Consider the following 26660-nt stretch of genomic DNA (forward strand, 5'->3'; position numbering starts at 1 on the left):
TTAAATACCGTCGCGTTCCAGTGGGCAGCTCATGCAGCGCGCGCCGCCGCGTCCGCGTCCCAGTTCGTCGCCAGGAATGGGTAAAACGGTGATACCGGCTTTGTCGTATTTTTCGTTGGTCCAGATGTTGCGCTCGTAGCCCACCACCACGCCGGGGCGCAGTGTCAGGACGTTGTTGGCGTCGTTCCACTGTTCGCGTTCAGCTTCGAAGGCGTCGCCACCGGTGGTGATCAGCGTGATTTGGTCGAGGCCCAGCGCTTTTTCGAGGGCGTGTACCAGCGTACTTTCCTGGGTGCGTTTCAGGCCGCCGCGCCCGTCTGGCGTCAGGGTCCAGCACTGGACATCCGGGCGTACCACTTCCGGGTAGACGGAGAAGGTATCGATATCGATGTGGGTCATGACGGTATCGAGGTGCATACAGGAGCGATGTTTCGGCAGTTCAACCGCGATGACGCGTTCAGCCTGGCGATGCTTAAACAGCGACTGGGCAAGGAACTCAATGCCCTGCGGCGTGGTGCGTTCCGACATACCGATGAGTACCGCGCCGCGACCAATCACCAGCACATCGCCACCTTCTAATGTGGCGTGGTCGTAATTAATATTTTCATCGCCGAAATATTTAATAAATTCACCATCGGCAAATTGTGGATGCCAACGGTAAATTGCTCGCAGGTTATTGGTTTCCCGCTGGCGTGCGGTTTTTGCCATCGGGTTAATGGATACACCGTTATATATCCAACAGGAGGTATCGCGAGTAAATAGGTGGTTGGGTAATGGCTTCATAATAAAGTCATTAATATCGTGAGTATCGACCACCATATTTTTGATGGAGGCAGGAATTTCCCCGTAGGTTAGCCCGCCGCTTAAATGCCGGGCGAGTTCCCGGTGCTGCATATCTGCAAGCCATGCGCGAATATCGGTAGCGAAAGCGGGGCCAAGGCGATAATCAGAGATTTGTGTCTCCAATAGCCAGCCTTTGGCATCCGGGACATCTAAGGTTTGTGTCAATAAATCAGTGAGTAACAGAACCTCAATCCCTTGCTGACGTAACGTGTTGGCGAAAATGTCATGTTCTTCTCCTGCACGTTCTACTGAAAGAACATCATCAAAAAGCAGTTCCTGACAATTTGATGGCGTCAGCCTTTTTAAGCTGAGGTTAGGGCGATGTAGCATTACGCTACGTAATTGACCGATTTCAGACCCGACATAATGCTTTTCCATCATTATTCCTTTAATACGATTTTAAAAAATAAAGAGGAGGTGCCTGCAAATAATATTTATTGCAGTCATGATTTTTCAGCTGATTTCAGAATCTATATTTAGATCTTATTTGATGAGGAAATGTGATTTATTTCACAGTCAGGTCGATGGTTGGCTTTTGTTGTTTAATTTATGAGATGGCTCTGAGAATTAACAAAATAAAAATGCGAATAATTGAATTACTACGCGGGAATATGTCTTGTTATTTATCGGTGTTAATTTTATGTACATGTTTAAAAGTGCTGCAATATAAGTAATGTATTGATTTGTTTGTGCTTTTTTATGTGTAATGAATTATTATGCGAATTTATGATTTTATTATTTGCACTGTAATGCTTATTTCAAAATAAATATGATGATGAAGAAGGATAGTGAAGGAGATGTGAACTGTGATCGATGGCTGGTTTTTCTAACAAAGTTTTTAAGAACAGTGGGTTACTGATTGGATTGAAAAAGGGTGGCCGAAATTTATGCAGAGTTTATGCATAACCTGTTGCTGAGAGTTAGCAATTATTTAACATCATCAGCGATAAACATGCGTTGACGCAAAATATCAGCAAATAGCAGTGGTATGGCAGGCGGTTTTTTCGTATAACAACAAAAATGAAACGTTGTTTTAATTGAGGGGTTTGAGATGATTGTCGGCAATATTCACAACCTGGATGCCTGGCTGCCGGAAGAGCTGCGTCAGGCAATTGAACACATTAAAGCGCATGTGACGGATGCGACGGAAAAAGGTAAGCACGACATTGACGGCGATCGCCTGTTTTATCTGATTGCCGAAGATATGACGGAGCCGTTTGCACAGCGCCGCGCCGAGTATCACGCCCGCTATCTGGATATTCAGATTCTGCTCAAAGGCCAGGAAGGAATGACCTTCAGCACGCAGCCTGCGGGCGCGCCGGAAACTGACTGGCTGGCGGATAAAGATATCGCCTTCCTGCCGGAAGGGGTACAGGAGAAAACGGTGGTGCTGAACGAAGGTGATTTCGTGGTGTTCTATCCGGGTGAAGTGCATAAACCGCTGTGCGCGGTCGGTGCTCCAGCGCTGGTACGCAAAGCTGTGGTGAAAATGCGGGTAGCATAAGCGTGATTGCCGGGTGCGGCTGCGCCTTACCCGGCTTACGGGAGCACGGTTGTAGGCCGGATAAGATGCTTAGCATCGCCATCCGGCATTCTTTTCATCCATGCCCTCACTTCGCCAGCGTCGCCACCATCACCGCTTTGATGGTGTGCATCCGGTTTTCCGCCTGATCAAATACGATGCTGGCGGGTGATTCAAAGACCTCATCAGTCACTTCCATACCGCCGTGCAGACCATATTCCTGTGCCATTTGTTTGCCAAGCGTGGTTTGATCGTCATGAAACGCGGGCAGGCAGTGCAGGAATTTCACCTGTGGATTGCCGGTCAACGCCATCATCGTGCTATTAACCTGGTACTTACGCAGCAGCGCAATACGTTCGGCCCACTTCTCTTTTGCTTCGCCCATTGATACCCAGACGTCGGTATAGATAAAGTCCGCACCTTTCACGCCCGCGGCGACATCTTCGGTCAGCGTAATATTGCCGCCGTTTTTCTGTGCCAGCGCTTTGCACTCTGCAACCAGACTTTCCTCTGGCCAGCAGGCCTGCGGTGCGACCAGGCGCAGATCCAGCCCGGTTAACGCAGCGGCTTCCAGCATGGAATTGCCCATATTGTTGCGGGCATCACCGGTGTAGACCAGCGTCATCTCATTAAACGCTTTACCCGGCAGGTGTTCCTGCATAGTTAACAGATCCGCCAGCAGCTGGGTGGGATGAAACTCGTTGGTTAATCCGTTCCACACCGGAACTCCGGCATATTCCGCCAGCGTCTCGACAATCTCCTGGCCGTGGCCCCGATACTGAATACCGTCGTACATGCGGCCGAGCACGCGGGCGGTGTCTTTGATCGACTCTTTATGGCCAATCTGGCTGCCGCTTGGCCCGAGATACGTCACGCGAGCGCCCTGGTCGTATGCGGCAACTTCGAAAGAGCAACGGGTGCGGGTTGAGTCTTTTTCGAAGATGAGCGCGATATTTTTACCGGTGAGTTTAGCGACCTCTGTACCGTTTTTCTTATCCGCCTTAAGCTGCGCGGCGAGCTGGAGCAGTGACGTGAGTTCAGCAGAGGTGAAATCAAGCAGTTTCAAAAAGTGCTTCTGATAAAACGCAAACATGGTTTCCTCACATGGCTTAAGCCATTTATTGAATTAAAATTCAATTTATATGGATGTTTATTCATTTGCAACCTTGTTTAACAAATCTTTCCTGGAAAGGTGGAGGCAATGTCAGCGGTATGTGACAATAAGAGTATCGGCAGGACATTATGAGGAACGAGCCATGGCAAACCCGGAACTACTGGAAGAACAGCGTGAAGAAACGCGCTTGATTATTGAAGAGTTACTCGAAGATGGCAGCGATCCAGACGCGCTGTACACCATTGAGCATCACCTTTCCGCGGATGACTTCGAAACCCTGGAAAAAGCGGCAGTAGAAGCCTTCAAGCTGGGTTATGAAGTGACCGAGCCGGAAGAGCTGGAAGTGGAAGAAGGCGACACGGTTATTTGCTGTGACATCCTGAGCGAATGTGCACTGAATGCGGAGTTGATCGATGCTCAGGTTGAGCAACTGATGAACCTGGCTGAAAAATATGATGTGGAATACGACGGTTGGGGCACCTATTTTGAAGACCCGAACGGCGAAGAAGGTGAAGACGGCGACGATGAAGATCTCGTCGACGAAGATGATGACGGCGTGCGTCACTAAGTCATCTACTGACCTGCGGTAGCCCAGGCTGCCGCAGGGCAAGGACAACGTATGGATTACCCGCAAATACTCTCCCCGATCCACAACTTCCTGCACTGTAAAACGCCCCAGGCCTGGCTTGATAAAGCGCAGAACCCGGCAAATCTTCCCCTGCTGCTGACCGACCACCTCGTCTGTGAGCTGAAAGCGGCGCAAACGGCGATGCTGTTGGTGCGTAAATATGTCGCAGATAAACAGGGATCGCAGGCGCTGCTGGACTGGCTGAAACCCTATGAGGCCTTCGCGTTCAGAGATGGAGAGGAACCTGATTTCATTGCACTGAATAAACAGATAAGCAAAAGTGTGATGCCGCAGACCGACGATCCGTGGGGGCGCAAGCTTATCGACAGCATGGTGTTGCTGATCAAAGAAGAGCTGCATCACTTCTGGCAGGTACGCGAGGCGATGATGAGCCGCGACATACCCTACATCAAAATTACTGCCAGCCGTTACGCCAAAGGTATGCTCAAAGAGGTTCGTACCCACGAACCATTAACGCTGATTGATAAGCTGATTTGCGGCGCATATATTGAAGCGCGGTCCTGTGAACGGTTCGCCGCGCTGGCACCGTATCTGGATGACGATCTGCGGGCGTTTTATCTGTCGCTGCTGCGATCCGAGGCGCGGCACTATCAGGATTACCTGGCGCTGGCGCAGCAGGTTTCAACCGATGATATCAGTAGCCGGGTGCGGTTTTTTGGTGAAGTGGAAGCGTCGCTTATCACTTCACCGGATGACGAGTTCCGCTTTCACAGCGGCGTTCCTGCTTAGCCTCCTTCTCTGACGCGCGGCAGACATTTCCGCGCGGTTTAACCCTTCCTGTTGCTTGTTAGCAAAATCTGGTGGCTGGCAATCGCTTGCTGCTGCCGTAATAATCAAAACGCGCGAAGGGGAAATATATCCCCAGAACAGAGACGATTTATCATAAGGATGGTTAATGAACTGGGCACACGTATTGTTGGCGGGTTATATCGGGGCGGTGATTGCTATCGTCGTCGGCATGTTTCGCAAAAAAGGCTGGCTGGGTAAGGTCTCCGGCGCGGTGGTTTTTGTGGTGGCGATTGTTGCGTGGAATTTGTTTGATGTGCACTACCTGATCCCACGCGAAAGCCCGGATTATGGTCTGACGGATGCGCAGAAATTTGAAAACGCGATGCTGTCCATGCCTGTTTATCAGGTGCTTAAGGAGCAGGAGCCAGCGCTGTGGCAGAACATCCTCACCCAGGCAACGCAGCTGAAGGAGGCGGGGAAAAGCGAGCAACAGATTATCGACGCTATTCAGCCGCAGATCCTACAGGTACAGATGGCGCGTTTGCAGCAGGCGCCTGATGCCAACGTGATCGAGTATATGAAGATTAATCTCGAGCAGATTGCCGCGGTGGCAAAAGTGGGCAATGACGAATGTTTTCGCTTTTTATTCCCGGCAGTGAAAGGCGGGATTAACCCGGTGCGTATTATTCCGCGCGAGCTCATGAACCGTCGTATGGCCAGCGACATGAGTATGATGCACGCGGCCTATGGCCCGAACAAACATACGGTTACGGCGGAAGAAAAACAGTTGGCACTTCAGGATCTGCAATCCATCAGTCCGGGGCTGGTACAGCGCTTTGGACCGGATATCCAAATCATGGCCGATCCGAGTAAAGGCGTGGGCAAAGAGAAAGTCGCCTGTGAAATGGTGCAAGATTTATGGTCACAGGTGCTGAAGCTGCCAACCGCTCGCGCGGCTGGCGTTATTCGACTGATGCTCTCAGCCGAGATGCAGTAACGCGGTTAAAGCCTCTCGGCGTAAGGTCTGAGGGGCTTTAACATTCGCACTTCACAATCTACGTGCCCGGTACAGCCCAGCGCTTCGCTGATATGCTCAAAGCCTAAATGCTCATACAGGCGAATTGCCTCAGTCAGAAAAGCCGTGGTCTCAAGATAGCACTGCTTAAAACCTTGCTCACGGGCATGTTCAAGCGCCATCAGCGCCAGTTTTTTCGCCAGCCCCTGACCGCGCGCGCTCGACAGGAAGTACATCTTTTGCAGCTCACAAATGTCTGGTTCACTACATCCTAACGGTGCAACACCGCCGCCGCCCACGACTTCACCGTTTTGCTCAACCACCCAGTAGGCCGCGCCCGGCTGGCTGTAAACCTGGAACAATTCGTCCAGATTAGGGTCGGCAACGGTGTAGCCTTTATCGGCGGTAAGGCCGTATTCAGCGGAAACTTTGCGGATAACGCGGGCAATTGCGGCGTTATCATCGGCAGAAATTCGGCGCAGCGTTGCCGCGACGGAGGTAATGGCACTCATAGCGAACTCATGACATAAAAGTGAGACATATGCAGTTAATACCACTGCGGTGAGGGGAAGCGCAAGCGAGGATAATTCAATAAAAAGCCTCTGAGCATATGCGTCAGAGGCTTTTATTGTCTGCGGCGTCGGATGCGCTACGCTTATCCGACCTACGTTGACGGTGCCCGTAGGCCGGATAAGCGCAAGCGCCATCCGGCAAACGTACAGGCACGATGATTACAGCGCGGCGATGACCGCCTGCTGCTCAATCAGCTTCGCTTTGGCTTCCGCGTAACCGTCCAGCTTCTCACGCTCTTTGGCGATCACCGCTTCCGGGGCGCGAGCAACGAAACCTTCGTTGGAGAGTTTGCCTTCGATACGGGCAATCTCACCTTCGATTTTCGCCACTTCTTTCGCCAGACGCGCCAGTTCATCTTCTTTGTTGATGAGACCTGCCATCGGGATCAGCAGCTCGGCGCCGTCGATGATTTTGGTCACCGAAACCGGACCTTTATCATCGGCAGGCAGCACGGTGATGCTTTCCAGACGCGCCAGGTTCAGTAGGAAGCTCTTGTTGTCGTTGACACGACGCATTGCATCCGCGCTGCAACCACGCAGTAACAGCTCCAGCGGTTTGCCTGGGGCAATGTTCATTTCCGCGCGGATGTTACGTACGGCAACGATCGCCTGCTTCAGCCATTCGGTATCAGCCAGTGCCGCTTCATCAACCTGAGCCGCGTTATATTCCGGGAACGGCTGCAGCATGATGGTATCTGCGGTGTTGCCACAAATCACTTTCACGCGCTGCCAGATGGTTTCGGTGATGAACGGAATGATCGGGTGCGCCAGGCGCAGCAGGCCTTCCAGCACGGTCACCAGCGTATTGCGGGTGCCGCGCAGTTCAGCATCAGTTCCTCCGGTCATGACCGGCTTGGTCAGCTCCAGATACCAGTCGCAGAACTGGTTCCAGGTGAACTCGTACAGAATGCCCGCGGCGATATCGAAGCGGAAGTTATCCAGCGCTTCGCGGTACGCTTTGATGGTCTGGTTGAATTCAGCGAGGATCCAGCGGTCGGCCAGAGACAGGGTCATTTCGCCGCCGTTGAAGCCGCAATCCTGATCTTCGGTGTTCATCAGCACGAAGCGGCTGGCGTTCCACAGCTTGTTACAGAAGTTACGGTAACCTTCCAGACGCTTCATATCCCAGTTGATGTCGCGGCCGGTAGAGGCCAGCGCCGCCAGGGTGAAACGCAGGGCGTCGGTGCCGTGCGGCTCGATGCCGTTCGGGAACTGCTTCTCGGTACGTTTGGCAATCTTCTCAGCCAACTGCGGCTGCATCATGTTGCCGGTACGTTTTTCCAGCAGCTCCGGCAGCGAGATACCGTCGACCATATCCAGCGGGTCAATCACGTTGCCCTTGGATTTGGACATCTTCTGGCCTTCGTCGTCACGGATCAGACCGGTCATGTAGACGGTATGGAACGGAACCTGCGGCTTGCCGTTTTCATCTTTGATGAAGTGCATGGTCATCATGATCATGCGGGCAATCCAGAAGAAGATGATGTCGAAGCCGGAAACCATCACGCTGGTTGGGTGGAACTGACGCAGCGCATCGGTGTTTTCCGGCCAGCCGAGGGTAGAGAAGGTCCACAGCGCGGAGGAGAACCAGGTATCCAGAACGTCTTCGTCCTGACGAAGCTGAACGTCGGCACCGAGGTTGTTTTCCTGACGCACTTCGTCTTCGGTACGGCCAACGTAGACGTTGCCGTCGTTGTCATACCATGCCGGGATACGGTGACCCCACCACAGCTGACGGGAGATACACCAGTCCTGAATATCGCGCATCCAGGAGAAGTACATGTTTTCGTACTGCTTCGGTACGAACTGGATGTCGCCGTTCTCAACCGCTTCAACCGCCGGTTTTGCCAGCACGTCGGCACGGACGTACCACTGGTCGGTCAGCATCGGTTCGATAACCACGCCGCCACGGTCGCCGTAAGGAACGGTCAGATCGTGAGGTTTGATCTCTTCCAGCAGGCCCATCGCATCGATGGCAGCGACGATCGCTTTACGCGCGGCAAAGCGTTCCAGCTTCTGGAATTCAGCCGGGATAGCGTTGGAGTAAACGTCAGACTCTTCACCTTTGGTGTCATACACTTCCGCGGTTTCGCGGATGTCGCCATCAAAGGTCAGAATGTTAATCATTGGCAGGGCGTGACGACGGCCGACTTCGTAGTCGTTAAAGTCGTGTGCCGGGGTGATCTTCACGCAGCCGGTGCCTTTTTCCATATCGGCGTGTTCGTCGCCCACGATAGGAATACGGCGGTCAACCAGCGGCAGCATGACGAATTTGCCGATCAGATCTTTATAACGCGGATCTTCCGGGTTCACGGCCACGCCGGTGTCGCCCAGAATGGTTTCCGGACGGGTGGTCGCCACGACCAGGTAATCTTTACCGTCTGCGGTTTTCGCGCCGTCGGCCAGCGGATAGCGGATGTGCCACATCGAGCCTTTAGACTCGCGGTTTTCCACTTCCAGGTCAGAGATGGCTGTGCGCAGTTTCGGGTCCCAGTTTACCAGGCGCTTGCCTCGGTAAATCAGGTCTTCTTTGTACAGGCGAACGAAGACTTCTTTCACGGCATTGGAAAGGCCTTCGTCCATGGTGAAGCGCTCGCGCTCCCAGTCAACGGAGTTGCCGAGACGGCGCATCTGACGGGTAATGGTGCCGCCGGATTCCGCTTTCCACTGCCAAATTTTGTCGATAAACGCTTCGCGACCGTAGTCGTGACGGGTTTTACCTTCTTCAGCGGCAATCTTACGCTCAACCACCATCTGGGTTGCGATACCCGCGTGGTCGGTACCGGCCTGCCACAGGGTGTTTTTGCCCTGCATGCGCTGGTAGCGAATCATGGTATCCATGATGGTTTGCTGGAAAGCATGACCCATATGCAAACTGCCGGTGACGTTCGGCGGCGGGATCATGATGCAGAAGGACTCTTTGCTTTCATCGCCGTTAGGTTTGAAATAGCCCTGCTTTTCCCAGTGCTCGTAAAGCGGCTGTTCGATATCTTGTGGGTTGTATGTCTTTTCCATTATTTCCAGGTTGCCGTATTCAGGTTAAAACCAGCCACGCGGTAAGCTTTGTAGCGATCGCGTGCCGATTGTTTCAAAGAATCTTCGTAAGGAACGAAGTCTATCACTTCTGTGAAAGCGGTGGCAAAATCTGCAAAGCCAACGCGTAAACTGATGAGCAGGTCGCGCGGGCTGCTGTTGCGTTTTTCCGGCCAGGCAATCTCTACCGGGGCGCCGCCTCTGGGGCCTTCACCCGCCAGATTATGTGGAACAAAGCTTTCTGCCGGTCTTGCCCACAGGGCTTCATCCAGTCGCAGAGCCTGCTTTTCGTTTTCACAGGCGATCAGCACACGCTTGCCAGCCCGCCAACGTTCTGCGGCAATTTCACACACCAGTTGTTCAACGGCGCTGAGGCCGTCGATGGTGTTGTCATTGTCCAGAATATAAAAGGTCGCATTCCTCATATCTATACCCGTCGTCTTTCAAGTTGCCTCATTGTTGGCTGCCTTCACGCACCCCAGTCACATAGTAAACTATGCTCCTGGGGATTTGCTCAGTTGCCGCCGCGATGCAACTCGAAATCCATAGGGTATAGAATTCTTATTGCTCGATCTTGTAGGCCGGAAAAGCGCAGCGCCATCCGGCAATCATGCAAACTACTCTTCGCCGTTAAAACCGGCACGATTGAGCAGGAACTGCGACAGCAACGCGACCGGACGACCGGTTGCTCCTTTGGCTTTCCCTGAACGCCATGCGGTACCGGCGATATCCAGGTGCGCCCAGTTGTACTTACGGGTAAAGCGTGACAGGAAGCAGCCTGCGGTAATGGCTCCGCCAGGACGTCCGCCAATGTTCGCCATATCCGCAAAGTTGGACTCCAGCTGTTCCTGGAACTCATCACCCAGCGGCAGACGCCATGCGCGATCGCCAGCCTGCTCGGACGCGCCGATGAGCTCATGCGCCAGCGGGTTGTGGTTCGACATCAGGCCGGTGATGTGATGGCCCAGCGCAATCACGCACGCGCCGGTCAGGGTCGCAACGTCAATCACCGCCTCCGGCTCAAAGCGTTCGACGTAGGTTAACACGTCGCACAGCACCAGACGGCCTTCGGCGTCGGTATTGAGCACTTCAACGGTCTGCCCGGACATAGTGGTCAGCACATCGCCAGGGCGATACGCGCGGCCACCCGGCATGTTTTCGCAGCCCGCCAGTACGCCGACGACGTTGATGGGTAGTTGAAGCTCGGCCACCATGCGCATTACGCCGTACACTGCCGCCGCGCCGCACATGTCGTACTTCATCTCATCCATGCCTTCGGCTGGTTTGATGGAGATACCGCCGGAGTCGAAGGTTAACCCTTTACCGACCAGCACAATCGGACGCGCGTCTTCGGACGGATTGCCTTTGTACTCGATGACCGACATCAGTGACTCGTTCTGCGAGCCGTGGCCGACGGCGAGATAAGAGTGCATACCCAGCTCTTTCATCTGCTGCTCGCCGATCACGCGGGTCACAACATTTTTGCTGTAGCTGTCTGCCAGCTGACGCGCCTGAGAAGCCAGATAGGCGGCGTTACAAATATTTGGCGGCATATTGCCGAGATCTTTCGCCGCTTTAATACCGGCAGCAATGGCCAGGCCGTGCTGGATAGCACGCTCGCCGCTGGTCAGCTCACGGCGGGTCGGTACGTTGAAGACCATTTTACGCAGCGGGCGGCGCGGCTCGCTTTTGTTGGTCTTCAACTGGTCAAAGCTGTACAGCGTTTCCTGGGCCGTCTCAACGGCCTGACGCACTTTCCAGTAGTTATTGCGCCCTTTGACGTGCAGCTCAGTCAGGAAGCAGACGGCTTCCATTGAGCCAGTATCATTCAGCGTATTGATGGTTTTCTGAATGACCTGCTTGTACTGGCGCTCATCAAGTTCACGCTCTTTGCCACAACCAATGAGGAGAATTCGCTCAGACAGAACGTTAGGAACATGGTGCAGCAACAGGGTTTGACCCGGTTTGCCTTCCAGTTCGCCACGACGCAGCAGTGCGCTGATGTACCCGTCGCTGATCTTGTCGAGCTGCTCTGCAATCGGAGAGAGGCGGCGTGGTTCAAAGACGCCCACGACGATGCACGCACTCCGCTGTTTCTCCGGGCTACCGCTTTTTACACTGAACTCCATGCACTACGCTCCTGAATCTTAAAGACAACAGCGGTGGCTACGGATAGAATTGCAAGCTTTCGTAACTCATACCCGCTGTTGCGGTGACTTCGTGTTAATCTTAACGTTATTACGGCATTGGCACGTCAGAACAATTTCTGAGAGGTGGATCCGTTGAGTATAATGATCTTAGCGACGATTTCGACGACTCAAGAGAATAAATGACGTTTAAGCCATGAAACAAGCTAAATTCCGGCAAAAGACGGGTTTTTACGGGCGTATTTAAAGTGATAATCATAAGATATCTGGTTCGGGAAACGCTCAAAAGCCAACTTGCGATCCTATTCATCCTGCTTTTGATCTTCTTTTGTCAAAAGTTAGTCAGGATCCTGGGTGCGGCTGTTGACGGTGATATCCCGGCGAATCTGGTGCTCTCGCTGCTGGGGCTGGGCGTGCCAGAAATGGCGCAACTTATCTTGCCCTTAAGCCTGTTCCTTGGGCTGCTAATGACGCTGGGCAAACTGTATACCGAAAGTGAAATTACGGTCATGCACGCCTGCGGGCTGAGCAAGGCTGTGCTGGTAAAAGCGGCGATGGTGCTGGCGTTGTTTACCAGTATCGTTGCGGCAGTCAACGTAATGTGGGCCGGACCGTGGTCCTCCCGGCATCAGGATGAAGTGCTGGCGGAAGCAAAAGCGAACCCCGGCATGGCGGCGCTTGCTCAAGGGCAATTCCAGCAGGCAACGAACGGCAGTTCGGTGTTGTTTATCGAAAGTGTTGATGGTAGCAGCTTCAAAGATGTGTTCCTCGCGCAAATCCGCCCGAAAGGTAACGCCCGTCCTTCGGTGGTTGTGGCTGATTCCGGACATCTGACTCAGTTGCGTGACGGCTCTCAGGTCGTGGTGCTGAACAAAGGTACGCGTTTTGAAGGGACCGCGCTGCTGCGCGATTTCCGCATTACCGATTTCCAGGACTACCAGGCGATTATCGGCCATCAGGCCGTGGCGCTGGATCCCAACGATACCGACCAGATGGATATGCGCACGCTGTGGAATACCGACAACGCTCGGGCCCGTGCGGAGCTGCACTGGCGTATCACATTGGTATTCACCGTATTTATGATGGCGCTGATGGTTGTCCCGCTGAGCGTGGTTAACCCGCGGCAGGGTCGCGTACTGTCCATGCTGCCAGCCATGCTGCTCTATTTGCTGTTCTTCCTGGTGCAGACGTCGCTGAAGTCGAACGGTGGCAAAGGTAAACTGGATCCGGTGTTCTGGATGTGGGTGGTAAACCTGGCCTATCTGGCGCTGGCGATTGTGCTTAACCTCTGGGATACGGTGCCGATGCGCCGCTTGCGTGCCCGTTTTATGCGTAAAGGAGCGGTATAATGCAGCCCTTTGGTGTACTTGACCGCTATATCGGTAAAACCATTTTTACCACCATCATGATGACGTTGTTCATGCTGGTGTCGCTCTCCGGGATCATCAAGTTTGTCGACCAGCTGAAAAAAGCCGGGCAGGGGAGCTACGATGCGATGGGTGCCGGGCTGTATACCCTGCTCAGCGCACCGAAAGATATCCAGATCTTCTTCCCGATGGCGGCGCTGCTGGGTGCGTTGTTGGGGCTGGGCATGTTGGCCCAGCGTAGTGAACTGGTGGTGATGCAGGCTTCCGGCTTTACCCGTATGCAGGTAGCGTTGTCGGTGATGAAAACCGCGATTCCGCTGGTGCTGCTGACGATGGCCATCGGGGAATGGGTGGCACCGCAGGGTGAACAGATGGCGCGTAACTACCGTGCGCAGCAGATGTACGGCGGCTCGCTGCTCTCTACCCAGCAAGGACTGTGGGCGAAAGATGGCGACAGCTTTGTTTACATCGAGCGAGTGAAAGGGGACGCCGAATTAGGCGGAATCAGCATTTACGCCTTTAACGACAAGCGTCGTTTGCAGTCCGTTCGCTATGCCGCCAGCGCGACGTTTGACCCGGAGCAGAAGGTCTGGCGTTTGTCGCAGGTGGATGAATCCAACCTGACCGATCCGAAACAAATCACCGGCTCGCAAACGGTGAGCGGCACCTGGAAAACCAACCTTACGCCCGACAAGCTCGGCGTCGTGGCGTTGGATCCTGACGCGCTGTCGATTAGTGGTCTGCATAATTACGTGAAGTACCTGAAGTCGAGCGGCCAGGACGCCGGACGCTACCAGCTCAATATGTGGAGCAAAGTGTTCCAGCCGCTGTCAGTGGCGGTCATGATGCTGATGGCGCTGTCATTTATCTTCGGCCCGCTGCGTAGCGTGCCGATGGGTGTGCGTGTGGTGACGGGGATTAGCTTCGGTTTTGTGTTCTATGTGCTGGACCAAATCTTTGGCCCGCTGACGCTGGTGTACGGCATTCCGCCGATTATCGGCGCGCTGCTGCCAAGCGCCAGCTTCCTGCTGATTAGTCTGTGGCTGATGCTGCGTAGGTCGTAATCACAGTAAAGCGCAGTGCCTGATGGCGCTGCGCTTATCAGGCCTACCAGGCCCCTAGGCCGGATAAGGCGTTTACGCCGCCATCCGGCACAGTAACACGGACACTAGCGTTTTCTCCCGCCCATCAAACTCCCCAACATGCCGCGGATTATCTGATTAGTGACCTGTCGCGCCGCGCTTTTCGCCACGCTCTGTACCACGCCATCGCGCTTGCCGCCGCGTGGTCCTGTGCTGCCAAACAAAATATCCTTCAACCCACCGAGAATACCGTCGTCAACCTCGACCGCTTTACCGTTGGCGGGAGGCGTATTTTGCTGCCCGGTGCTGGCTTGCACGCCTTGCTGTAAACGCTCATAGGCGGATTCGCGGTCGACCTCTTCCTCATATTTGCCGTACAGCGAGGAGTGATTGATCAGCCCGTTGCGCTCATCGTCGGTTACCGGCCCCATACGGGAGCAGGGCGCAATCACCATTGCCCGCTCCACCACCGACGGGCTGCCTTTGGCGTCCAGAAACGACACCAGCGCCTCGCCGGTGCCCAGCTCCTGAATAGCTTTCTCGGTATCAAACGCCGGGTTGGCGCGCATGGTTTGCGCCGCGCTTTTCACCGCTTTCTGATCTTTCGGCGTGAACGCGCGCAGGGCGTGCTGCACGCGGTTACCCAACTGGCCAAGCACGTTGTCCGGAATATCCGACGGGTTTTGCGAGACGAACCACACACCGACCCCTTTCGAGCGGATCAGGCGGATCACCTGTTCGATTTTATCCAGCAGCACCTGCGGGGCGTCGTTGAACAGCAGATGCGCTTCATCAAAGAAGAACACCAGTTTTGGTTTTTCCAGATCGCCTGCTTCCGGCAGCTGTTCGTACAGTTCGGAGAGCATCCACAGCAGGCTGGCGGCGTACAGTTTGGGCATCTGGTAGAGTTTCTCGGCGCTGAGGATGTTGATCATCCCTTTGCCGCTGGCGTCGGTTCGCATCCAGTCTTTGATATCCAGCATCGGTTCGCCAAAGAAGTGCGCCGCGCCCTGTTGTTCCAGTGACAACAGTCCGCGCTGGATAGCGCCCACCGAGGCGCTACTGATGTTGCCGTACTGGTTCTGGAACGATTTAGCGTTATCGCCGATGTACTGCGTAATGGCCCGCAGATCTTTGAAATCCAGCAGCAACAGACCCTGGTCATCGGCAATACGGAAGATAATATCCAGCACGCCGGACTGCACGTCGTTGAGATTCAGCAGACGAGCCAGCAGCAGCGGCCCGAGATCAGATACCGTGGCCCGCACCGGGTGACCCTTTTCGCCAAAGATATCCCACACGGTGACCGGATTGGCATGCGGTTGCCAGTCGGTAATGCCGATGTTTTTCAGGCGGGCGAGCAGCTTTTCAGAGGATTGGCCTTCCTCGGCTACGCCGGTTAAGTCACCTTTCACATCGGCCATAAATACCGGTACGCCAATCCCGGACAGCGATTCGGCAAGCTTTTGTAACGTGACGGTTTTGCCGGTCCCGGTCGCGCCGGTAATCAGCCCGTGACGGTTGGCCATGCCTGGCAGTAAAAACAGTTCAGTGTCCGGCGTGCGGGCAATTAGCAGGGGTGCGCTCATTGAGATTTCCTCCATTTATCCTGCCTGGAGTATAGGCAATGTCCATCAAAGAGAGTATGCGATGGCGAGAGAAAATGACTTAAAGCGTATTGCCGTGATAAATCTGATACCCAAGATCCACGGTGTTGTGGTTATGGTCGTTGTTCTTGATTTTGCTCAGCAACATCTGCGCCGCCATGCGGCCAATGTCAAAACGCGGGGTGATCACGCTGGCGAGGCTTGGGATCATCTGCCTGCCCATTTCCAGCCCGTGAAAACCGGCAATTGAGATCTGCTCCGGAACGGCCAGCTCGCGCTCGCGGCACAGCAACAGCGCGCCCATCGCAATATCGTCGTTGGTGCAAAACACGCCGTCTACATCCGGATGCGCAGCCAGCGCGTCCCGCATCATCTGGGTGCCAAGATGAATGGACGAAATAGCGCGCGGATTGACGCGCAGCGGCACCAGACCTCGACGCGTCATGGCATCGCAGTAGCCGCGATAGCGTTGTTCATCGCGGACGTCGTCTTTCGAACCGAGATAGAGGATTTTGCGCCGCTGACGTTTATCCAGCATGGTGCTGACCATATCAAACGCCGCCTGACGGTTATCGAAACCTACTTCCATGTCCAGACGATCGCCCTGAATATCCATCAGCTCGACCACCGGAATGTTGGCTGAACGCAGAAATTTAACTGTGCGCAGAGTGTGATATTTCTCGGACAAAATAATGCCGTCGATATTGTACGACAGCAGGTTAATCACCGACTCTTCCTCTGATTCCCGGTCGTAATTGTAGTTGGCGATCAGCGTCTGATAGTTATGGTCCGAGGTGACTGACTCAATACCGGCCAGAATATCTGCGAACAACTGGTTTTGAAACGAGGGGATCAGCACGCCGAGCGTGTAGCTTTGCGCGTTCAGCAGCATCGCGGGCGCGCGGTTGGGGATGTAATTAATCTCCTCCATAATCTGCGCGATGCGTTCACCGGTTTCCTTTGCGACCTTTTTCGGCGAGCGAATGTAGCGGCTCACCGTCATTTTGGTCACGCCCGCCAGCGTGGCGATGTCTTGCAAAGAAATTCTGTGGTTCCTCATTTTCTCTCCAGTGCCGGGGAGCGCAGACCTGTGCTCCCCGGTGATGACCGTCTTAATGCAGGATGGCGTTCAGCGCCAGAACCCCCAGCAGCCCCATAATGGAAATCAGTGTCTCCATGACCGTCCATGTGCGCAACGTTTCCCCCACGCTGAGATTAAAATAGCCTTTAAACAGCCAGAATCCCGGGTCGTTAACGTGGGAGGCAATCACGCTGCCCGCGCCGGTAGCCAGCACCATCAGCGCCGGATCGGCATGCGTGACGTTGATAATCGGCAGCACCACGCCTGCGGTGGTGATCGCCGCCACGGTGGCTGAACCGAGCGCGATGCGCAGCAAGGCGGCAACCGTCCAGCACATCAGCAACGGAGAAAGCGACGTGCCGGTCATCAGGTGCGAGATATATTGTCCCACGCCGCTGTCGACCAGAACCTGCTTAAACGCGCCGCCCCCGGCGATGATAAACACAATCATCGCGATTGCGCCGATAGAGTCGCCAATGATATCCATAATTTGCTCGATCGTACGCCCGTTACGTCGACCAAGGGTAAAAATGGCGAGCACGATAGCGATAAACAACGCGACCGCAGGGTTACCGATAAACTCAAAGAACACCCGCACGCTGTTGGTCTTTGGCAGCGTAATTTCGCACACGGCGGCGACCGCCATCAGTATGACCGGGATAACCGCCGCAAAGATACTGTTCCAGAACGACGGCATCTCTTCTTCGGTGAACAGATGCGGGTTGAATAACCCTTCCGGCGGCGCTTTCTCAAAGCGGGTCAGCAGCTTAGAAAACAGCGGCCCGGCGACAATCACCGTCGGGATAGTAATAATAAAGCCGTACAGCAGGGTGGTACCGAGATTGGCCTCAAAAATGGTGGCAATCGCGGTCGGCCCCGGGTGAGGCGGCAGAAAACAGTGGGTCACGGACAGCGCGGCGACCATCGGTACGCCGACATACAGCAGCGGCAGGCCGGACGAGGCCACTACCGTAAACACCAGCGGTAGCAGCAGAACAAAGCCGACTTCGAAGAACATCGCCAGACCGACAACCAGACCGGTGATCACCAACGCCCACTGCACGCGCTTTTTACCGAATGTGCCAATCAGCGTGGTGGCGATGCGCTGGGCCGCACCGGTATCGGAAATCAGTTTGCCGAGCATTGCGCCGAAGCCGAGGATCATCGCCAATCCGCCGAGCGTGCCACCGATCCCGTTTTGTATTGAGTGCAGAACGGCCTGTGCATCCATCCCTTCGGCAAAACCAACGACCGCCGCCACCAGGACCAGAGCAATAAAGCCGTTAACTTTAAAGCCAATCATCAGGACCAGGAGCAGCGCGACGCCTGCCGCAATTATTATTAATGGCATAATCGTTTCTCTTATATCCCCGTCATCCTTCAAGCTGCAGGTGTGTTGGCTGCAACTCGAATTATTCAGGGGGGAGCCAAAAATGCAGCGCCTGGGCGCTGCGTGATGTTGCGTTGTGTGGTATCAGACGGCGACCAGCATGCCGCCATCGACAAACAACAGGTGCCCGTTAACAAAATCGGATGCTTTAGAAGAGAGGAATACCGCCGCGCCGATCAGCTCCTGCGGATCGCCCCAGCGCGCGGCTGGCGTACGTTTGCACAGCCAGGAGGTGAAGGCTTCATCCTCGACCAGCGCTTTGGTCATTTCGGTTTTGAAGTAGCCCGGCGCGATCCCGTTGACCTGGATATTGTGGCGTGCCAGCTCAACACACATCCCGCGGGTAAGCATTTTCACCGCGCCTTTCGAGGCGGCATACGGCGTGATGGTGTCGCGGCCCAGTTCGCTCTGCATGGAGCAGATGTTGATGACCTTCCCAGCCTGACGTTCCACCATGCGACGCGTTACCGCCTGGGAGACCAGGAATACCGCCGTCTGGTTCACGGCAATCACATCGTTCCAGTCCTGCTCCGGGAACTCGGTAAACGGATGGCGACGCTGGATACCGGCGTTATTCACCAGCACATCAATTTGGCCAATGTCTTTTTCGATATGGTCGATGGCGGCGTCAATGTCCTGTTTATGCGTAACATTGAACGGCGCGGCCACGGCGCGGATCCCTTCCTGCTGCAGTTTGGCGACGGCGGCCTCCGCGCGCTCCGGCGTAATGTCATTGACGATAATCTGCGCGCCATATTTACCCAGCCCGGTCGCCAGTAAATAACCAATACCCTGGGCCGAACCGGTGATCAGAATATTTTTGCCGTCCAGTGAAAAAAGATCGTTCATCATGCTATTCCTTATTTTATGTCTTCGAAAACGAGCTGGACCTTCGCCGCCTGGGTTTTATCCCCGGCGAAGATCAGCGCCTGTTCGAGGTCGGTAAACGGATATTCGGCGCTGAGTAACGGCAGCGGATCGATAACGTTATTCGCCAGCCACGACACCGCGGTGTTGAACTCGGTGGTAAAGCGGAATGAGCCTTTGAGCGCGATCTCTTTGCCGATCAGCATCATCATCGGGAAGTCCGGCACCGCGCCGCCCATGCCGACCTGCACCATCACGCCTTTCGCGCGGGTCACTTCCAGACAGGTGGTGATTGAGGACGGGTGACCGGAGACTTCGAAGCTGACGTCGAAGTAGCCTTTCTCTTTTTTCCACTCATCGAGCGAGTCCTGCTGCGGGTTAATCAGCGTGTCGGCTCCCATTTGTTGCGCCAGCGAGAGCGAGCGCGGGCTGATATCCGCACAGACGATTTCTGCCGCGCCGAGCGTTTTTACCGCGCTGACGATGAGGCAGCCGATAGGCCCAACGCCGGAGATAAACACGCGCTTGCCCTGCAGGTCGCCCGCTTCATGCGCGGCGTGGATCGCGACCGCCAACGGTTCGGCAAAGGCCATGACTTTTTCATCGGCCTCCTGAGGGTAGGGGATGCACTGCGCAGTATCGACGGTTTTAAACTGAGTAAAGCCGCCGTCGACGTGGGGAAAATACATGGCGCTGCCAAAAAAGCGCATTTCCGTACACTGGTTTTCTTCATGCTGCAGACAGTATTTGCAGTGACCGCAGGGCTTCGACGGATTAATCGCCACCGACTGACCTTCATGTAATTCTGTTGAATCGCTGTGCACTACTTTACCAATAACTTCATGGCCTAAAATCATCGGCGCTTTAACGGTAAAATTACCGACTTTGCCTTCCTGATAATAATGTAAATCGGAACCACAAATTCCCCCGCGGGTAATTTGTACCAGCGTTCCTTTATTATTCCATTCTATATTTTGGTCGGTAATGGCAACAGTTTTCTTACCCGCGACAACGCAGGATTGGGTTTTGACTTGCATAAATGCCTCACTGGTCAGGTAGTAACCTCGGCAGCATTTAAACGGTTTTAATTGTTATTATTTGTGACGTAGATCACGCTGAGAAATTGTTACACTACAATGTTACGCATAACGTGATGCGCCCTGTAAATCTGCTCAGTCGCGGCGAAAAAAGGTGAATTCTGTAATGTGGAAGGCGTAGTATCGCGCCATGGAATATGAATCTGGAGTTTTTTCAATGGCCGGGGAAAGTTATATTTTGATGGGCGTTTCGGGAAGCGGTAAATCATTAATTGGCAGCAAAATTGCCGCAATGTTATCGGCTAAATTCATTGATGGCGACGATCTCCATCCCGCTAAAAATATTGATAAAATGTCTGACGGTATTCCATTAACCGATGAAGACCGACTGCCGTGGCTAGCGCGATTAAATGACGCCTCATACAGTTTATATAAAAAGAACGAGACCGGGTTTATTGTCTGCTCGTCATTAAAAAAACAGTACCGCGATATATTGCGTCAGGGCAGCCCGAATGTGCATTTTCTGTGGCTGGACGGCGACTACGAGACTATTCTGGCGCGCATGCAGCGTCGGGCAGGGCATTTTATGCCGGTGGGATTACTCAAAAGCCAGTTCGACGCGCTGGAGTGCCCGCAGGACGATGAGAAAGATATTGCCCGCATCGACGTGAACCATGACATTGAGCATGTGACGGAACAGTGCCGCCAGGCGGTGCTCGCGTTTCGTAACGGGCAATAAGCCCAGTCCCTTGCGGGACTGAGCCCGGCATCAGAAGTCGGCTTTCAGCACCACGCGGTAGCGGGCCTTGCCGTCACGCACGTGCTGGATTGCTTCGTTAATTTGCGACATCGGGTACAGCTCGGTGGTAGGCGACACCTTGCTGCGCCCGGCAAACTTCATCAGCTTGCGCAGCTCGAATGGCGTCCCGGTCGCCGAACCGGAGATGCTGCGATCCCCAGCAATTAAGGTAAATGCCGGCACCGGCAGCGGCTTCAGCACCGCGCCGACGGTATGGAAGTTTCCGCCGTAGGCCAGCGCTTCAAAATAGGGCTGCCAGTCGAGATCGACGTTAACCGTGTTAATAATGAGATCGAACTGGCCCGCCAGCGCTTTTAGCGCATCCGGATCGCGGCTGTTGACCACCTTATCCGCCCCCATCGCCAGCACTTCCTGCTCTTTCGCCGGATTGGAGCTGAATGCGGTCACTTCGCAGCCCATCGCGTGTAACAGCTTAATGGCGATATGTCCCAGGCCACCGATGCCGATCACCCCGACACGGCTGGTGGCTGTGATATGGTGCATCAGCAGCGGTTTGAACACCGTAATGCCGCCGCACAATAATGGGCCAGCTGCCGCCAGATCGATACTCTCCGGCAGCGGGATCACCCACTGCCAGTCGGCCCGCTGCTTCTCGGCAAAGCCGCCGCGATTAAGAATAGTGGGAACGGAACCTTCCAGGCAGTTGATTTGATTACCGCTGATACAGGCGTCGCAGTGCCCGCAGCTGCGCGCCGTCCAGCCAATACCGACGCGCTGACCAACCTTCAGACCCTTATCCTGCGCCGCGCTGCCGAGCGCTGCCACGCGACCAATCACTTCATGCCCGGCAACCAGCGGATACTGAGAGAATCCCCATTCGTTGTCGATCATCGACAAATCAGAATGGCAGATACCGCAGTAATCGACCTGGACTTCGACATCTTCCGGCTTGAGCTCGCCCGCATCATATTCATAGAGTTCGAGTTCGCTGCCTGCTTCTTTGGCGGCGTAGCTTTTTATCATCGACATCGTGTTTCCCTCAGTGTGGTGTTGAACTGGAAGTGTAGAGCATGGGGAAACGGGACGCTTCGCAGCTACCGTGTTAAATCAAGCTATTTCGCCTGTAATTTCGTAGCAACGCCCCCGTAGCTTGCCTTCGGCTGCGCACTCGCAGTACCGCGCGCCAGGCCACAAGTGGCCAGCCGTTCCCGGTCGCAAGCGACCGGCGCTAACTGCGCCCCACCGGGGAGGCTTGGTTAGAACAGTTATTTCTGGAAATTCATTGAGGTCTGGCAGGGTGGGGGATGGGATTGGTGAAACCTATCAATACGTACCGGCTTCGCCGGGCATCGGCGATTCATTTATTCACCCCTGTTTAACACCTGAATATCGCCTTTTATGCCCTTCGGGCATGAATGACTGGCTGTGCACTGCTCGCCAGTCTAAAAAATAAACTTCAATATGGTCCGCTATGAGCGAACAGCGGACATTATGTACAGCCGCGATTCCGCTCAAAGCTTCAGGGTTCTGTAAAAGATATGATTGTATTATCCTCAAAATTATCTTTTTCATACATGGTATAAGCTAATGGATATCAATATAAGACCAGCGGAAGCATCTGATGTTGAGAGTATTTTCATTGTCAGAACTTCTGTAACTGAGAATCACTTGAGCCATGAAGAGATGCGGGAGTTGGGCGTTACCGAGAGTACCGTGAGCAATATGATCGAGGAAGGTTACTGCGCATGGGTTGCGACAGATGATGATGAAGTGGTAGGTTTTTCGATGATTTTAAGGGAGAAAGGCTCTCTTTTTGGTCTTTTTGTCCTTCCTGTCTACGAAGGCAGAGGCATCGGTCGCAGACTTACAACGATTGCTGAACAGGAGTTGTTCAAACATCACGACGTTGCCTGGCTGGAAACAGATAGAAACAGCCGTGCGGCCAAATTTTACATGCAACTAGGCTGGACTAATGAAACTACATTAGATGGCGATTTTATCCGATTAGAGAAACAACGTGGTAGTTGACCTTCTACGAAATTTATTGAGTTCTGCTTCTGGCACTCAAGTGACCTACACAACGGCGATCACCGAGGCTTAACTGGACAGTAAGATGTTTCTATTCAGTTGAACCTGCCTGTGGCATTTATCTCAGTAATACCTGAATCAGCTGAACGAAGATATACACTGTTGCTGCCACTTGTATAGTCCGGAACCCCCATCTGAGATAGCGCCATTCATGGCGTTCTCTGGCATCAGCTGCTTCAATAGCGGGGTCAGAACATTTTCTTTTCTTGGCCCTGAATTCATCGATTATCCACAGGATGAGAATAAAGATAATGATGGTTTTCTGAAGGATGGGATTATCCACAAAGAGTGACTCCGGCCTGCCCGCTGATACAAGCAGAATAGATGAACCACCTTCACGTAGCTACCACTAAATGTAGGGGTAATATTCGTTTTCGTTCTGGTGAATTTTGCGGTGATTCTGTCCATGGCAGTTTGCTCCCCTGCTGATGCATCATCTGTCGTGCGAAACATCTGACCGGCAGCGATGAGCGAAGAGCTGACGGATAACGACATTTAAGATCCGTCTGAACGCCAAGCGGGCATCGTGACTCGAACAGGATTCCTGCTAAGATAAGGCATTGATGAAAAAGCATTCAATTGCCAGAAGTTGGCGAAGATAATGGAAGGGAGGAATAATGTTTACCCCGGAGTTTATAAATGAAGACCGCGGCGAGTTTCTCCTTGTGGCCAACCACAGTCTGGCATCACCGGAATCGATAAGTCTCAGTATTGCATACAATATTGCCAGAATAGGCTGGGGACTAACGCAGCTTCCACCGCACATTCACACTTGCCGGGTCGTCTATGACATCAGAGGGCAATCCATCCCTGATCAGGTTCAGGCCCAGGTCAGGAAAGCGCTTGAGCAAGTAGCCATTGTGGAGTTTAAAAGCTGATGGGGCTTCAGTTAATTATCAAAGCAGAACGTAGCAAGATAGAAAAAGCATTGGGATCGCTGACGTCAGAATGTGAAACATTCCCGGTCGCTGAATGCCTTTTCGGTATTTCCATTTCGGAGCGAAGTCTCTCATCAGTGGGTGAAGCTGCTATTCTAAAAAAACTTGAACCACTCACACGTTTTGACCTGTGGCAGGGGGCCTGGCAAGAACCGAGGAGACGTTGGCTTTGGTGAGTTTCAGAGCTGAACGAGGTATGGAAGTCGCATTGTGTGTTGGGCACCGATCGCCTGTCCTCATTAGCAAAGCGATTTAAGGCTCTCAATACTAAGATATGAATGTCCGCTCTTGGCACTCAGCGGACATTCGTGTACAAGAGGCGCAACAATCTCCCGTAGAGAAGTGAAATCTACGGTCAATACATTCGACCTGACGATCGACCTTCAGGCTTATGCCCAATTCTGGCTTACATTCTTCCCATATTAATATAATTAGTATCAAATGGTTGTCTGGATTTTAGAACACCAAAACACCAGTGGATCAATTTCCTCATTAAGGCTCCTATAGCTACCATTTTTGCCTTACCATTCAGGCATAGGCGTTCATACATAGATTTCATCGCTATGTTGAATCTTAGACCGCAGAGTGCAGCAAGATACAACTTGGCTCTTATTTCAGGAGGCCCAATTTTAGACATCCGTGAACGCCCTCTGACGGAAGTACCAGAGCGTTTCTCAACAGGAGCAACCCCTAGGAAAGCCGCAACTTGCTCTGCAGTTCTGAAGTCATGTGAGCGTAAAATAACAAGCATATTGAGTCCTAATTGTGGCCCAACTGATTTAATAGAAGTCAGAAGCTCATAGTCCTCTTTAAGAACGATATGTTTTTCAATATGCTGCTTCAGCATCAGCTCAATTTTTGCCAGTTCATCATTCAGCCGCGTCAGCATACTTTCTGCAGATATGATAATGGCTTCCGGTGTGTGGGTAGCTCGATATTTCTCCAGTCGATTTTTCTCTCGTGTAGCATCGCTGACCAGAAGGTCCCTGCGTTTGAGGAGGGCGCTGAGATGGCGAATCTCCTCTGATGGAGGAGTCCATGCTTCAGGTTGTTTTAAAGCGCCATAACAAGCCAGCACCCAGGCATCAACCTTGTCAGTTTTAGTCAGGATATCCATACCACGGGCAAATTCACGGGTACGGTGAGGGTTGGCCAGAGAAACTTTCACTCCTGCCAAATGCAGTCCCGTGGCCAGTAACTCATGGTACACACCTGTCGCCTCCATAATGATGTGAGCATCACTTAGCGAGCAATTATGATGCTCAAGCCATTCAGTGATGATGTGTACTGCTTTGAAGTCGTTTTTGACCTTTTTTGTCTTTAATCGTCCACGGACACCTTCTCGCATCAGGCAGACATCCAGTGTTTTTTTACTTACATCAATACCGAGTTGGTACATTTCTTCTCTCCTTTCACATAACCATCACGCCGTTCGCCTTGTTCATTCAGAGTCGAGCTCCTGGTAACCGTTCAAGATTATTGCTGGCGTGAAAGGTGAAGCGAAGGGCCATAAGCTGCTAAGCAAGGTTTACCTTCGGAAGGGGGACTGGCTCACTTCGCTTCATATGGCGGTAGCTAACCACCATGTACCTATTACATACAAGAAGGGGGGATTAAGAAGAGGGCAAACTGTGATGAGGGTTGCAGCTAAGAAAGGTAATGCTGAAATTTTCAACACTTAGCAGGCCAGACACACGCTGGCGCTTGCATGGCGGCGCACGACAGGTATAATCCACAACGTTTTCCGCATCCCTTCCGTGCCGGAGTGGCGAAATCGGTAGACGCAGTTGATTCAAAATCAACCGTAGAAATACGTGCCGGTTCGAGTCCGGCCTTCGGCACCATCGGAACATCAATAGACGTCAACGGACGTCTTTTTTTGTGCCTGAAATCCAGTATCCGCAAGGCTTTCCGCGATTTTCCTTTCAACAGAAGTCAATCTGAGTCAACCCACATCAAGCTGCTTGTGAGTATAGAACCGAGTATATATGCTGGTTCGATAATGGTTGTATACTCACAGCGGCACATGGAAGGAGAACTTTTATGGCTCTGACAGATATCAAAGTGCGTTCTGCGAAACCGCAGGAAAAGGAGTACACCCTTGTCGATGGGGATGGCATGTTTTTGCTGATTCACCCTAACGGCTCAAAATACTGGCGGTTCCGTTTTCGTTTTGGTGGTAAGCAGCACCTAATGGCGTTTGGGGTTTACCCTGAAACGTCACTGGCTGATGCTCGTCAAAAAAGGGAAGAGGCCAGAAAGCTTGTTGCTGCAGGAATTGATCCTCGCGGGCATAAGCGTGCTGTAAAAGAGGAGCAGGCAAAAGAGGCCATTACCTTTGAGTCTGTTGCCAGAGATTGGCATGCAACTAACAAGAAATGGTCAGAGGAACACAGTCGACGGGTGCTAAAAAGTCTGGAAGATAATCTGTTCCATGCAATCGGCAAACGTAGTATTGAGGAGCTGAGAACTCGCGATCTGCTTGCCCCTATCAAAGTTGTAGAAGCTACAGGCCGTTTTGAAGTAGCTTCTCGTCTTCAGCAACGGACAACTGCCATAATGAGGTATGCCGTTCAAAGTGGCTTGATTGATTACAATCCAGCCCAGGAAATGGCAGGTGCGGTTGCTTCCAGTAACCGTGTCCATCGTCCTGCGCTTGAGCTGAAACGCCTGCCTGAACTGCTCCACCGAATTGATGGTTACACGGGACGCTCTTTGACCCGTTTGGCTGTTGAGCTCACCGGTGATGCTGCCAACTTACTGATTTAGTGTATGATGGTGTTTTTGAGGTGCTCCAGTGGCTTCTGTTTCTATCAGCT

Annotated in this window: 25 protein-coding genes, 1 tRNA gene and 1 pseudogene; 12 read left to right on the forward strand and 15 right to left on the reverse strand. The window is 53.2% G+C overall.

Going from position 1 to position 26660, the window contains the following annotated elements:
- Positions 1 to 1221, reverse strand: a complete 1221-nt coding sequence (gene arcA, locus OGY19_RS17685; protein WP_048212832.1) for an arginine deiminase — start codon at positions 1219 to 1221, stop codon at positions 1 to 3.
- 673 nt (positions 1222 to 1894) lie between these two features.
- Here arcA and OGY19_RS17690 point away from each other — a divergent pair.
- The gene (locus tag OGY19_RS17690; protein ID WP_008786059.1) at positions 1895 to 2347 is read left to right on the forward strand and encodes a YhcH/YjgK/YiaL family protein; all 453 of its coding nucleotides are present in this window, start codon (positions 1895 to 1897) and stop codon (positions 2345 to 2347) included.
- Positions 2348 to 2453: 106 nt separating this feature from the next.
- Here OGY19_RS17690 and argF read toward each other — a convergent pair whose 3' ends face one another.
- Both argF and argL read right to left on the reverse strand, forming a co-directional pair.
- Entirely contained in the window at positions 2454 to 3458 is a 1005-nt protein-coding gene (gene argF / locus OGY19_RS17695) for an ornithine carbamoyltransferase (protein ID WP_286596902.1), read from the reverse strand.
- Complete coding sequence (gene argL / locus OGY19_RS24620; protein ID WP_371414783.1) at positions 3428 to 3523, reverse strand: putative translational regulatory protein ArgL; 96 nt, start codon at positions 3521 to 3523, stop codon at positions 3428 to 3430. Before argL ends, argF begins: the two co-directional genes overlap by 31 nt.
- Before the next feature lie 98 nt (positions 3524 to 3621).
- Here argL and rraB point away from each other — a divergent pair, with 98 nt between their 5' ends.
- The 3 genes from rraB to OGY19_RS17710 all read left to right on the forward strand — a co-directional run bounded on the left by rraB (position 3622) and on the right by OGY19_RS17710 (position 5854).
- Positions 3622 to 4047: a ribonuclease E inhibitor RraB gene (gene rraB, locus OGY19_RS17700; protein WP_003025845.1), complete on the forward strand. Its 426-nt coding sequence runs from the start codon at positions 3622 to 3624 to the stop codon at positions 4045 to 4047.
- A 51-nt stretch (positions 4048 to 4098) separates the two neighbouring features.
- Positions 4099 to 4857, forward strand: coding sequence for a tRNA isopentenyl-2-thiomethyl-A-37 hydroxylase MiaE (gene miaE / locus OGY19_RS17705; protein ID WP_115601072.1), 759 nt, complete (start codon positions 4099 to 4101; stop codon positions 4855 to 4857).
- Between the two features lie 166 nt (positions 4858 to 5023).
- A complete protein-coding gene (locus tag OGY19_RS17710; RefSeq protein WP_115601071.1) occupies positions 5024 to 5854 on the forward strand; it encodes a topoisomerase II in 831 nt (276 codons plus the stop codon).
- A gap of 5 nt (positions 5855 to 5859) precedes the next feature.
- On the opposite strand, the gene OGY19_RS17715 is transcribed toward OGY19_RS17710, so the two are convergent.
- The 4 genes from OGY19_RS17715 to pepA all read right to left on the reverse strand — a co-directional run bounded on the left by OGY19_RS17715 (position 5860) and on the right by pepA (position 11606).
- Positions 5860 to 6384 carry a GNAT family N-acetyltransferase gene (locus tag OGY19_RS17715; RefSeq protein WP_115601070.1) on the reverse strand — a complete coding sequence of 175 codons (525 nt, stop codon included), beginning with the start codon at positions 6382 to 6384 and terminating at the stop codon, positions 5860 to 5862.
- A 219-nt stretch (positions 6385 to 6603) separates the two neighbouring features.
- Positions 6604 to 9459 carry a valine--tRNA ligase gene (locus OGY19_RS17720; RefSeq protein ID WP_115601069.1) on the reverse strand — a complete coding sequence of 952 codons (2856 nt, stop codon included), beginning with the start codon at positions 9457 to 9459 and terminating at the stop codon, positions 6604 to 6606.
- The gene (gene holC, locus OGY19_RS17725; protein ID WP_048212826.1) at positions 9459 to 9902 is read right to left on the reverse strand and encodes a DNA polymerase III subunit chi; all 444 of its coding nucleotides are present in this window, start codon (positions 9900 to 9902) and stop codon (positions 9459 to 9461) included. The genes OGY19_RS17720 and holC overlap by 1 nt, the downstream gene beginning before the upstream one ends.
- 192 nt (positions 9903 to 10094) lie before the next feature.
- Positions 10095 to 11606, reverse strand: coding sequence for a leucyl aminopeptidase (gene pepA / locus OGY19_RS17730; protein WP_005134172.1), 1512 nt, complete (start codon positions 11604 to 11606; stop codon positions 10095 to 10097).
- Between the two features lie 153 nt (positions 11607 to 11759).
- On the opposite strand from pepA, the gene OGY19_RS17735 reads away from it, so the two are divergent.
- The 3 genes from OGY19_RS17735 to lptG all read left to right on the forward strand — a co-directional run bounded on the left by OGY19_RS17735 (position 11760) and on the right by lptG (position 14055).
- Complete coding sequence (locus OGY19_RS17735; protein ID WP_212723231.1) at positions 11760 to 11810, forward strand: hypothetical protein; 51 nt, start codon at positions 11760 to 11762, stop codon at positions 11808 to 11810.
- Between the two features lie 62 nt (positions 11811 to 11872).
- Complete coding sequence (gene lptF / locus OGY19_RS17740; protein WP_048212825.1) at positions 11873 to 12973, forward strand: LPS export ABC transporter permease LptF; 1101 nt, start codon at positions 11873 to 11875, stop codon at positions 12971 to 12973.
- Positions 12973 to 14055, forward strand: a complete 1083-nt coding sequence (gene lptG, locus OGY19_RS17745; protein WP_048212824.1) for an LPS export ABC transporter permease LptG — start codon at positions 12973 to 12975, stop codon at positions 14053 to 14055. The genes lptF and lptG overlap by 1 nt, the downstream gene beginning before the upstream one ends.
- A 104-nt stretch (positions 14056 to 14159) precedes the next feature.
- Here the strand turns inward: lptG and OGY19_RS17750 are convergent, their stop codons facing one another.
- The 5 genes from OGY19_RS17750 to idnD all read right to left on the reverse strand — a co-directional run bounded on the left by OGY19_RS17750 (position 14160) and on the right by idnD (position 20055).
- Positions 14160 to 15662: a helicase HerA-like C-terminal domain-containing protein gene (locus OGY19_RS17750; protein ID WP_048213481.1), complete on the reverse strand. Its 1503-nt coding sequence runs from the start codon at positions 15660 to 15662 to the stop codon at positions 14160 to 14162.
- 79 nt (positions 15663 to 15741) lie between these two features.
- Positions 15742 to 16740, reverse strand: coding sequence for a DNA-binding transcriptional regulator IdnR (gene idnR / locus OGY19_RS17755; RefSeq protein ID WP_048212823.1), 999 nt, complete (start codon positions 16738 to 16740; stop codon positions 15742 to 15744).
- 52 nt (positions 16741 to 16792) lie between these two features.
- A complete protein-coding gene (gene idnT / locus OGY19_RS17760; RefSeq protein ID WP_016155581.1) occupies positions 16793 to 18112 on the reverse strand; it encodes a gnt-II system L-idonate transporter in 1320 nt (439 codons plus the stop codon).
- A gap of 123 nt (positions 18113 to 18235) precedes the next feature.
- The gene (idnO, locus tag OGY19_RS17765; protein ID WP_048212822.1) at positions 18236 to 19000 is read right to left on the reverse strand and encodes a gluconate 5-dehydrogenase; all 765 of its coding nucleotides are present in this window, start codon (positions 18998 to 19000) and stop codon (positions 18236 to 18238) included.
- An 11-nt stretch (positions 19001 to 19011) separates the two neighbouring features.
- Complete coding sequence (idnD, locus tag OGY19_RS17770) at positions 19012 to 20055, reverse strand: L-idonate 5-dehydrogenase (protein WP_115601068.1); 1044 nt, start codon at positions 20053 to 20055, stop codon at positions 19012 to 19014.
- A gap of 217 nt (positions 20056 to 20272) precedes the next feature.
- Between idnD and idnK the strand changes: the two genes are divergently transcribed.
- Entirely contained in the window at positions 20273 to 20794 is a 522-nt protein-coding gene (idnK, locus tag OGY19_RS17775) for a gluconokinase (protein WP_048212820.1), read from the forward strand.
- 30 nt (positions 20795 to 20824) lie between these two features.
- Here idnK and ahr read toward each other — a convergent pair whose 3' ends face one another.
- On the reverse strand, positions 20825 to 21844 hold the full coding sequence (gene ahr / locus OGY19_RS17780) for an NADPH-dependent aldehyde reductase Ahr (protein WP_115601067.1): 1020 nt from the start codon (positions 21842 to 21844) through the stop codon (positions 20825 to 20827).
- A 558-nt stretch (positions 21845 to 22402) separates the two neighbouring features.
- On the opposite strand from ahr, the gene OGY19_RS17785 reads away from it, so the two are divergent.
- Positions 22403 to 22843 (forward strand): GNAT family N-acetyltransferase, encoded by a 441-nt coding sequence (locus OGY19_RS17785; RefSeq protein ID WP_163447881.1) that lies wholly within the window; start codon positions 22403 to 22405, stop codon positions 22841 to 22843.
- 118 nt (positions 22844 to 22961) lie between these two features.
- Here OGY19_RS17785 and OGY19_RS17790 read toward each other — a convergent pair whose 3' ends face one another.
- Entirely contained in the window at positions 22962 to 23186 is a 225-nt protein-coding gene (locus tag OGY19_RS17790; protein WP_142438261.1) for a hypothetical protein, read from the reverse strand.
- A 334-nt stretch (positions 23187 to 23520) separates the two neighbouring features.
- On the opposite strand from OGY19_RS17790, the gene OGY19_RS17795 reads away from it, so the two are divergent.
- Positions 23521 to 23781, forward strand: coding sequence for a hypothetical protein (locus OGY19_RS17795; RefSeq protein ID WP_142438260.1), 261 nt, complete (start codon positions 23521 to 23523; stop codon positions 23779 to 23781).
- 466 nt (positions 23782 to 24247) lie between these two features.
- On the opposite strand, the gene OGY19_RS17800 is transcribed toward OGY19_RS17795, so the two are convergent.
- Positions 24248 to 25240, reverse strand: a complete 993-nt coding sequence (locus OGY19_RS17800; protein ID WP_163447883.1) for an IS110 family RNA-guided transposase — start codon at positions 25238 to 25240, stop codon at positions 24248 to 24250.
- 360 nt (positions 25241 to 25600) lie between these two features.
- Between OGY19_RS17800 and OGY19_RS17805 the strand changes: the two genes are divergently transcribed.
- Positions 25601 to 25685 (forward strand) — tRNA-Leu (locus OGY19_RS17805).
- Positions 25686 to 25884: 199 nt separating this feature from the next.
- Positions 25885 to 26583, forward strand: a pseudogene (locus OGY19_RS17810) (tyrosine-type recombinase/integrase); the annotation flags it as partial.
- Positions 26584 to 26660: the final 77 nt, after the last annotated feature.

The organism is Citrobacter sp. Cy070 (assembly GCF_030332245.1).
Taxonomy (GTDB): Bacteria; Pseudomonadota; Gammaproteobacteria; order Enterobacterales; family Enterobacteriaceae; genus Citrobacter; species Citrobacter youngae.

Bases quoted from the DNA above. Each gene is read 5' to 3' on its own strand.
- arcA (WP_048212832.1), bottom strand. From the start codon at position 1,221: ATGGAAAAGCATTATGTCGGGTCTGAAATCGGTCAATTACGTAGCGTA.
- OGY19_RS17690 (WP_008786059.1), top strand. From the start codon at position 1,895: ATGATTGTCGGCAATATTCACAACCTGGATGCCTGGCTGCCGGAAGAG.
- argF (WP_286596902.1), bottom strand. From the start codon at position 3,458: ATGTTTGCGTTTTATCAGAAGCACTTTTTGAAACTGCTTGATTTCACC.
- argL (WP_371414783.1), bottom strand. From the start codon at position 3,523: ATGAATAAACATCCATATAAATTGAATTTTAATTCAATAAATGGCTTA.
- rraB (WP_003025845.1), top strand. From the start codon at position 3,622: ATGGCAAACCCGGAACTACTGGAAGAACAGCGTGAAGAAACGCGCTTG.
- miaE (WP_115601072.1), top strand. From the start codon at position 4,099: ATGGATTACCCGCAAATACTCTCCCCGATCCACAACTTCCTGCACTGT.
- OGY19_RS17710 (WP_115601071.1), top strand. From the start codon at position 5,024: ATGAACTGGGCACACGTATTGTTGGCGGGTTATATCGGGGCGGTGATT.
- OGY19_RS17715 (WP_115601070.1), bottom strand. From the start codon at position 6,384: ATGAGTGCCATTACCTCCGTCGCGGCAACGCTGCGCCGAATTTCTGCC.
- OGY19_RS17720 (WP_115601069.1), bottom strand. From the start codon at position 9,459: ATGGAAAAGACATACAACCCACAAGATATCGAACAGCCGCTTTACGAG.
- holC (WP_048212826.1), bottom strand. From the start codon at position 9,902: ATGAGGAATGCGACCTTTTATATTCTGGACAATGACAACACCATCGAC.
- pepA (WP_005134172.1), bottom strand. From the start codon at position 11,606: ATGGAGTTCAGTGTAAAAAGCGGTAGCCCGGAGAAACAGCGGAGTGCG.
- lptG (WP_048212824.1), top strand. From the start codon at position 12,973: ATGCAGCCCTTTGGTGTACTTGACCGCTATATCGGTAAAACCATTTTT.
- OGY19_RS17750 (WP_048213481.1), bottom strand. From the start codon at position 15,662: ATGAGCGCACCCCTGCTAATTGCCCGCACGCCGGACACTGAACTGTTT.
- idnR (WP_048212823.1), bottom strand. From the start codon at position 16,740: ATGAGGAACCACAGAATTTCTTTGCAAGACATCGCCACGCTGGCGGGC.
- idnT (WP_016155581.1), bottom strand. From the start codon at position 18,112: ATGCCATTAATAATAATTGCGGCAGGCGTCGCGCTGCTCCTGGTCCTG.
- idnO (WP_048212822.1), bottom strand. From the start codon at position 19,000: ATGAACGATCTTTTTTCACTGGACGGCAAAAATATTCTGATCACCGGT.
- idnD (WP_115601068.1), bottom strand. From the start codon at position 20,055: ATGCAAGTCAAAACCCAATCCTGCGTTGTCGCGGGTAAGAAAACTGTT.
- idnK (WP_048212820.1), top strand. From the start codon at position 20,273: ATGGCCGGGGAAAGTTATATTTTGATGGGCGTTTCGGGAAGCGGTAAA.
- ahr (WP_115601067.1), bottom strand. From the start codon at position 21,844: ATGTCGATGATAAAAAGCTACGCCGCCAAAGAAGCAGGCAGCGAACTC.
- OGY19_RS17785 (WP_163447881.1), top strand. From the start codon at position 22,403: ATGGATATCAATATAAGACCAGCGGAAGCATCTGATGTTGAGAGTATT.
- OGY19_RS17795 (WP_142438260.1), top strand. From the start codon at position 23,521: ATGTTTACCCCGGAGTTTATAAATGAAGACCGCGGCGAGTTTCTCCTT.
- OGY19_RS17800 (WP_163447883.1), bottom strand. From the start codon at position 25,240: ATGTACCAACTCGGTATTGATGTAAGTAAAAAAACACTGGATGTCTGC.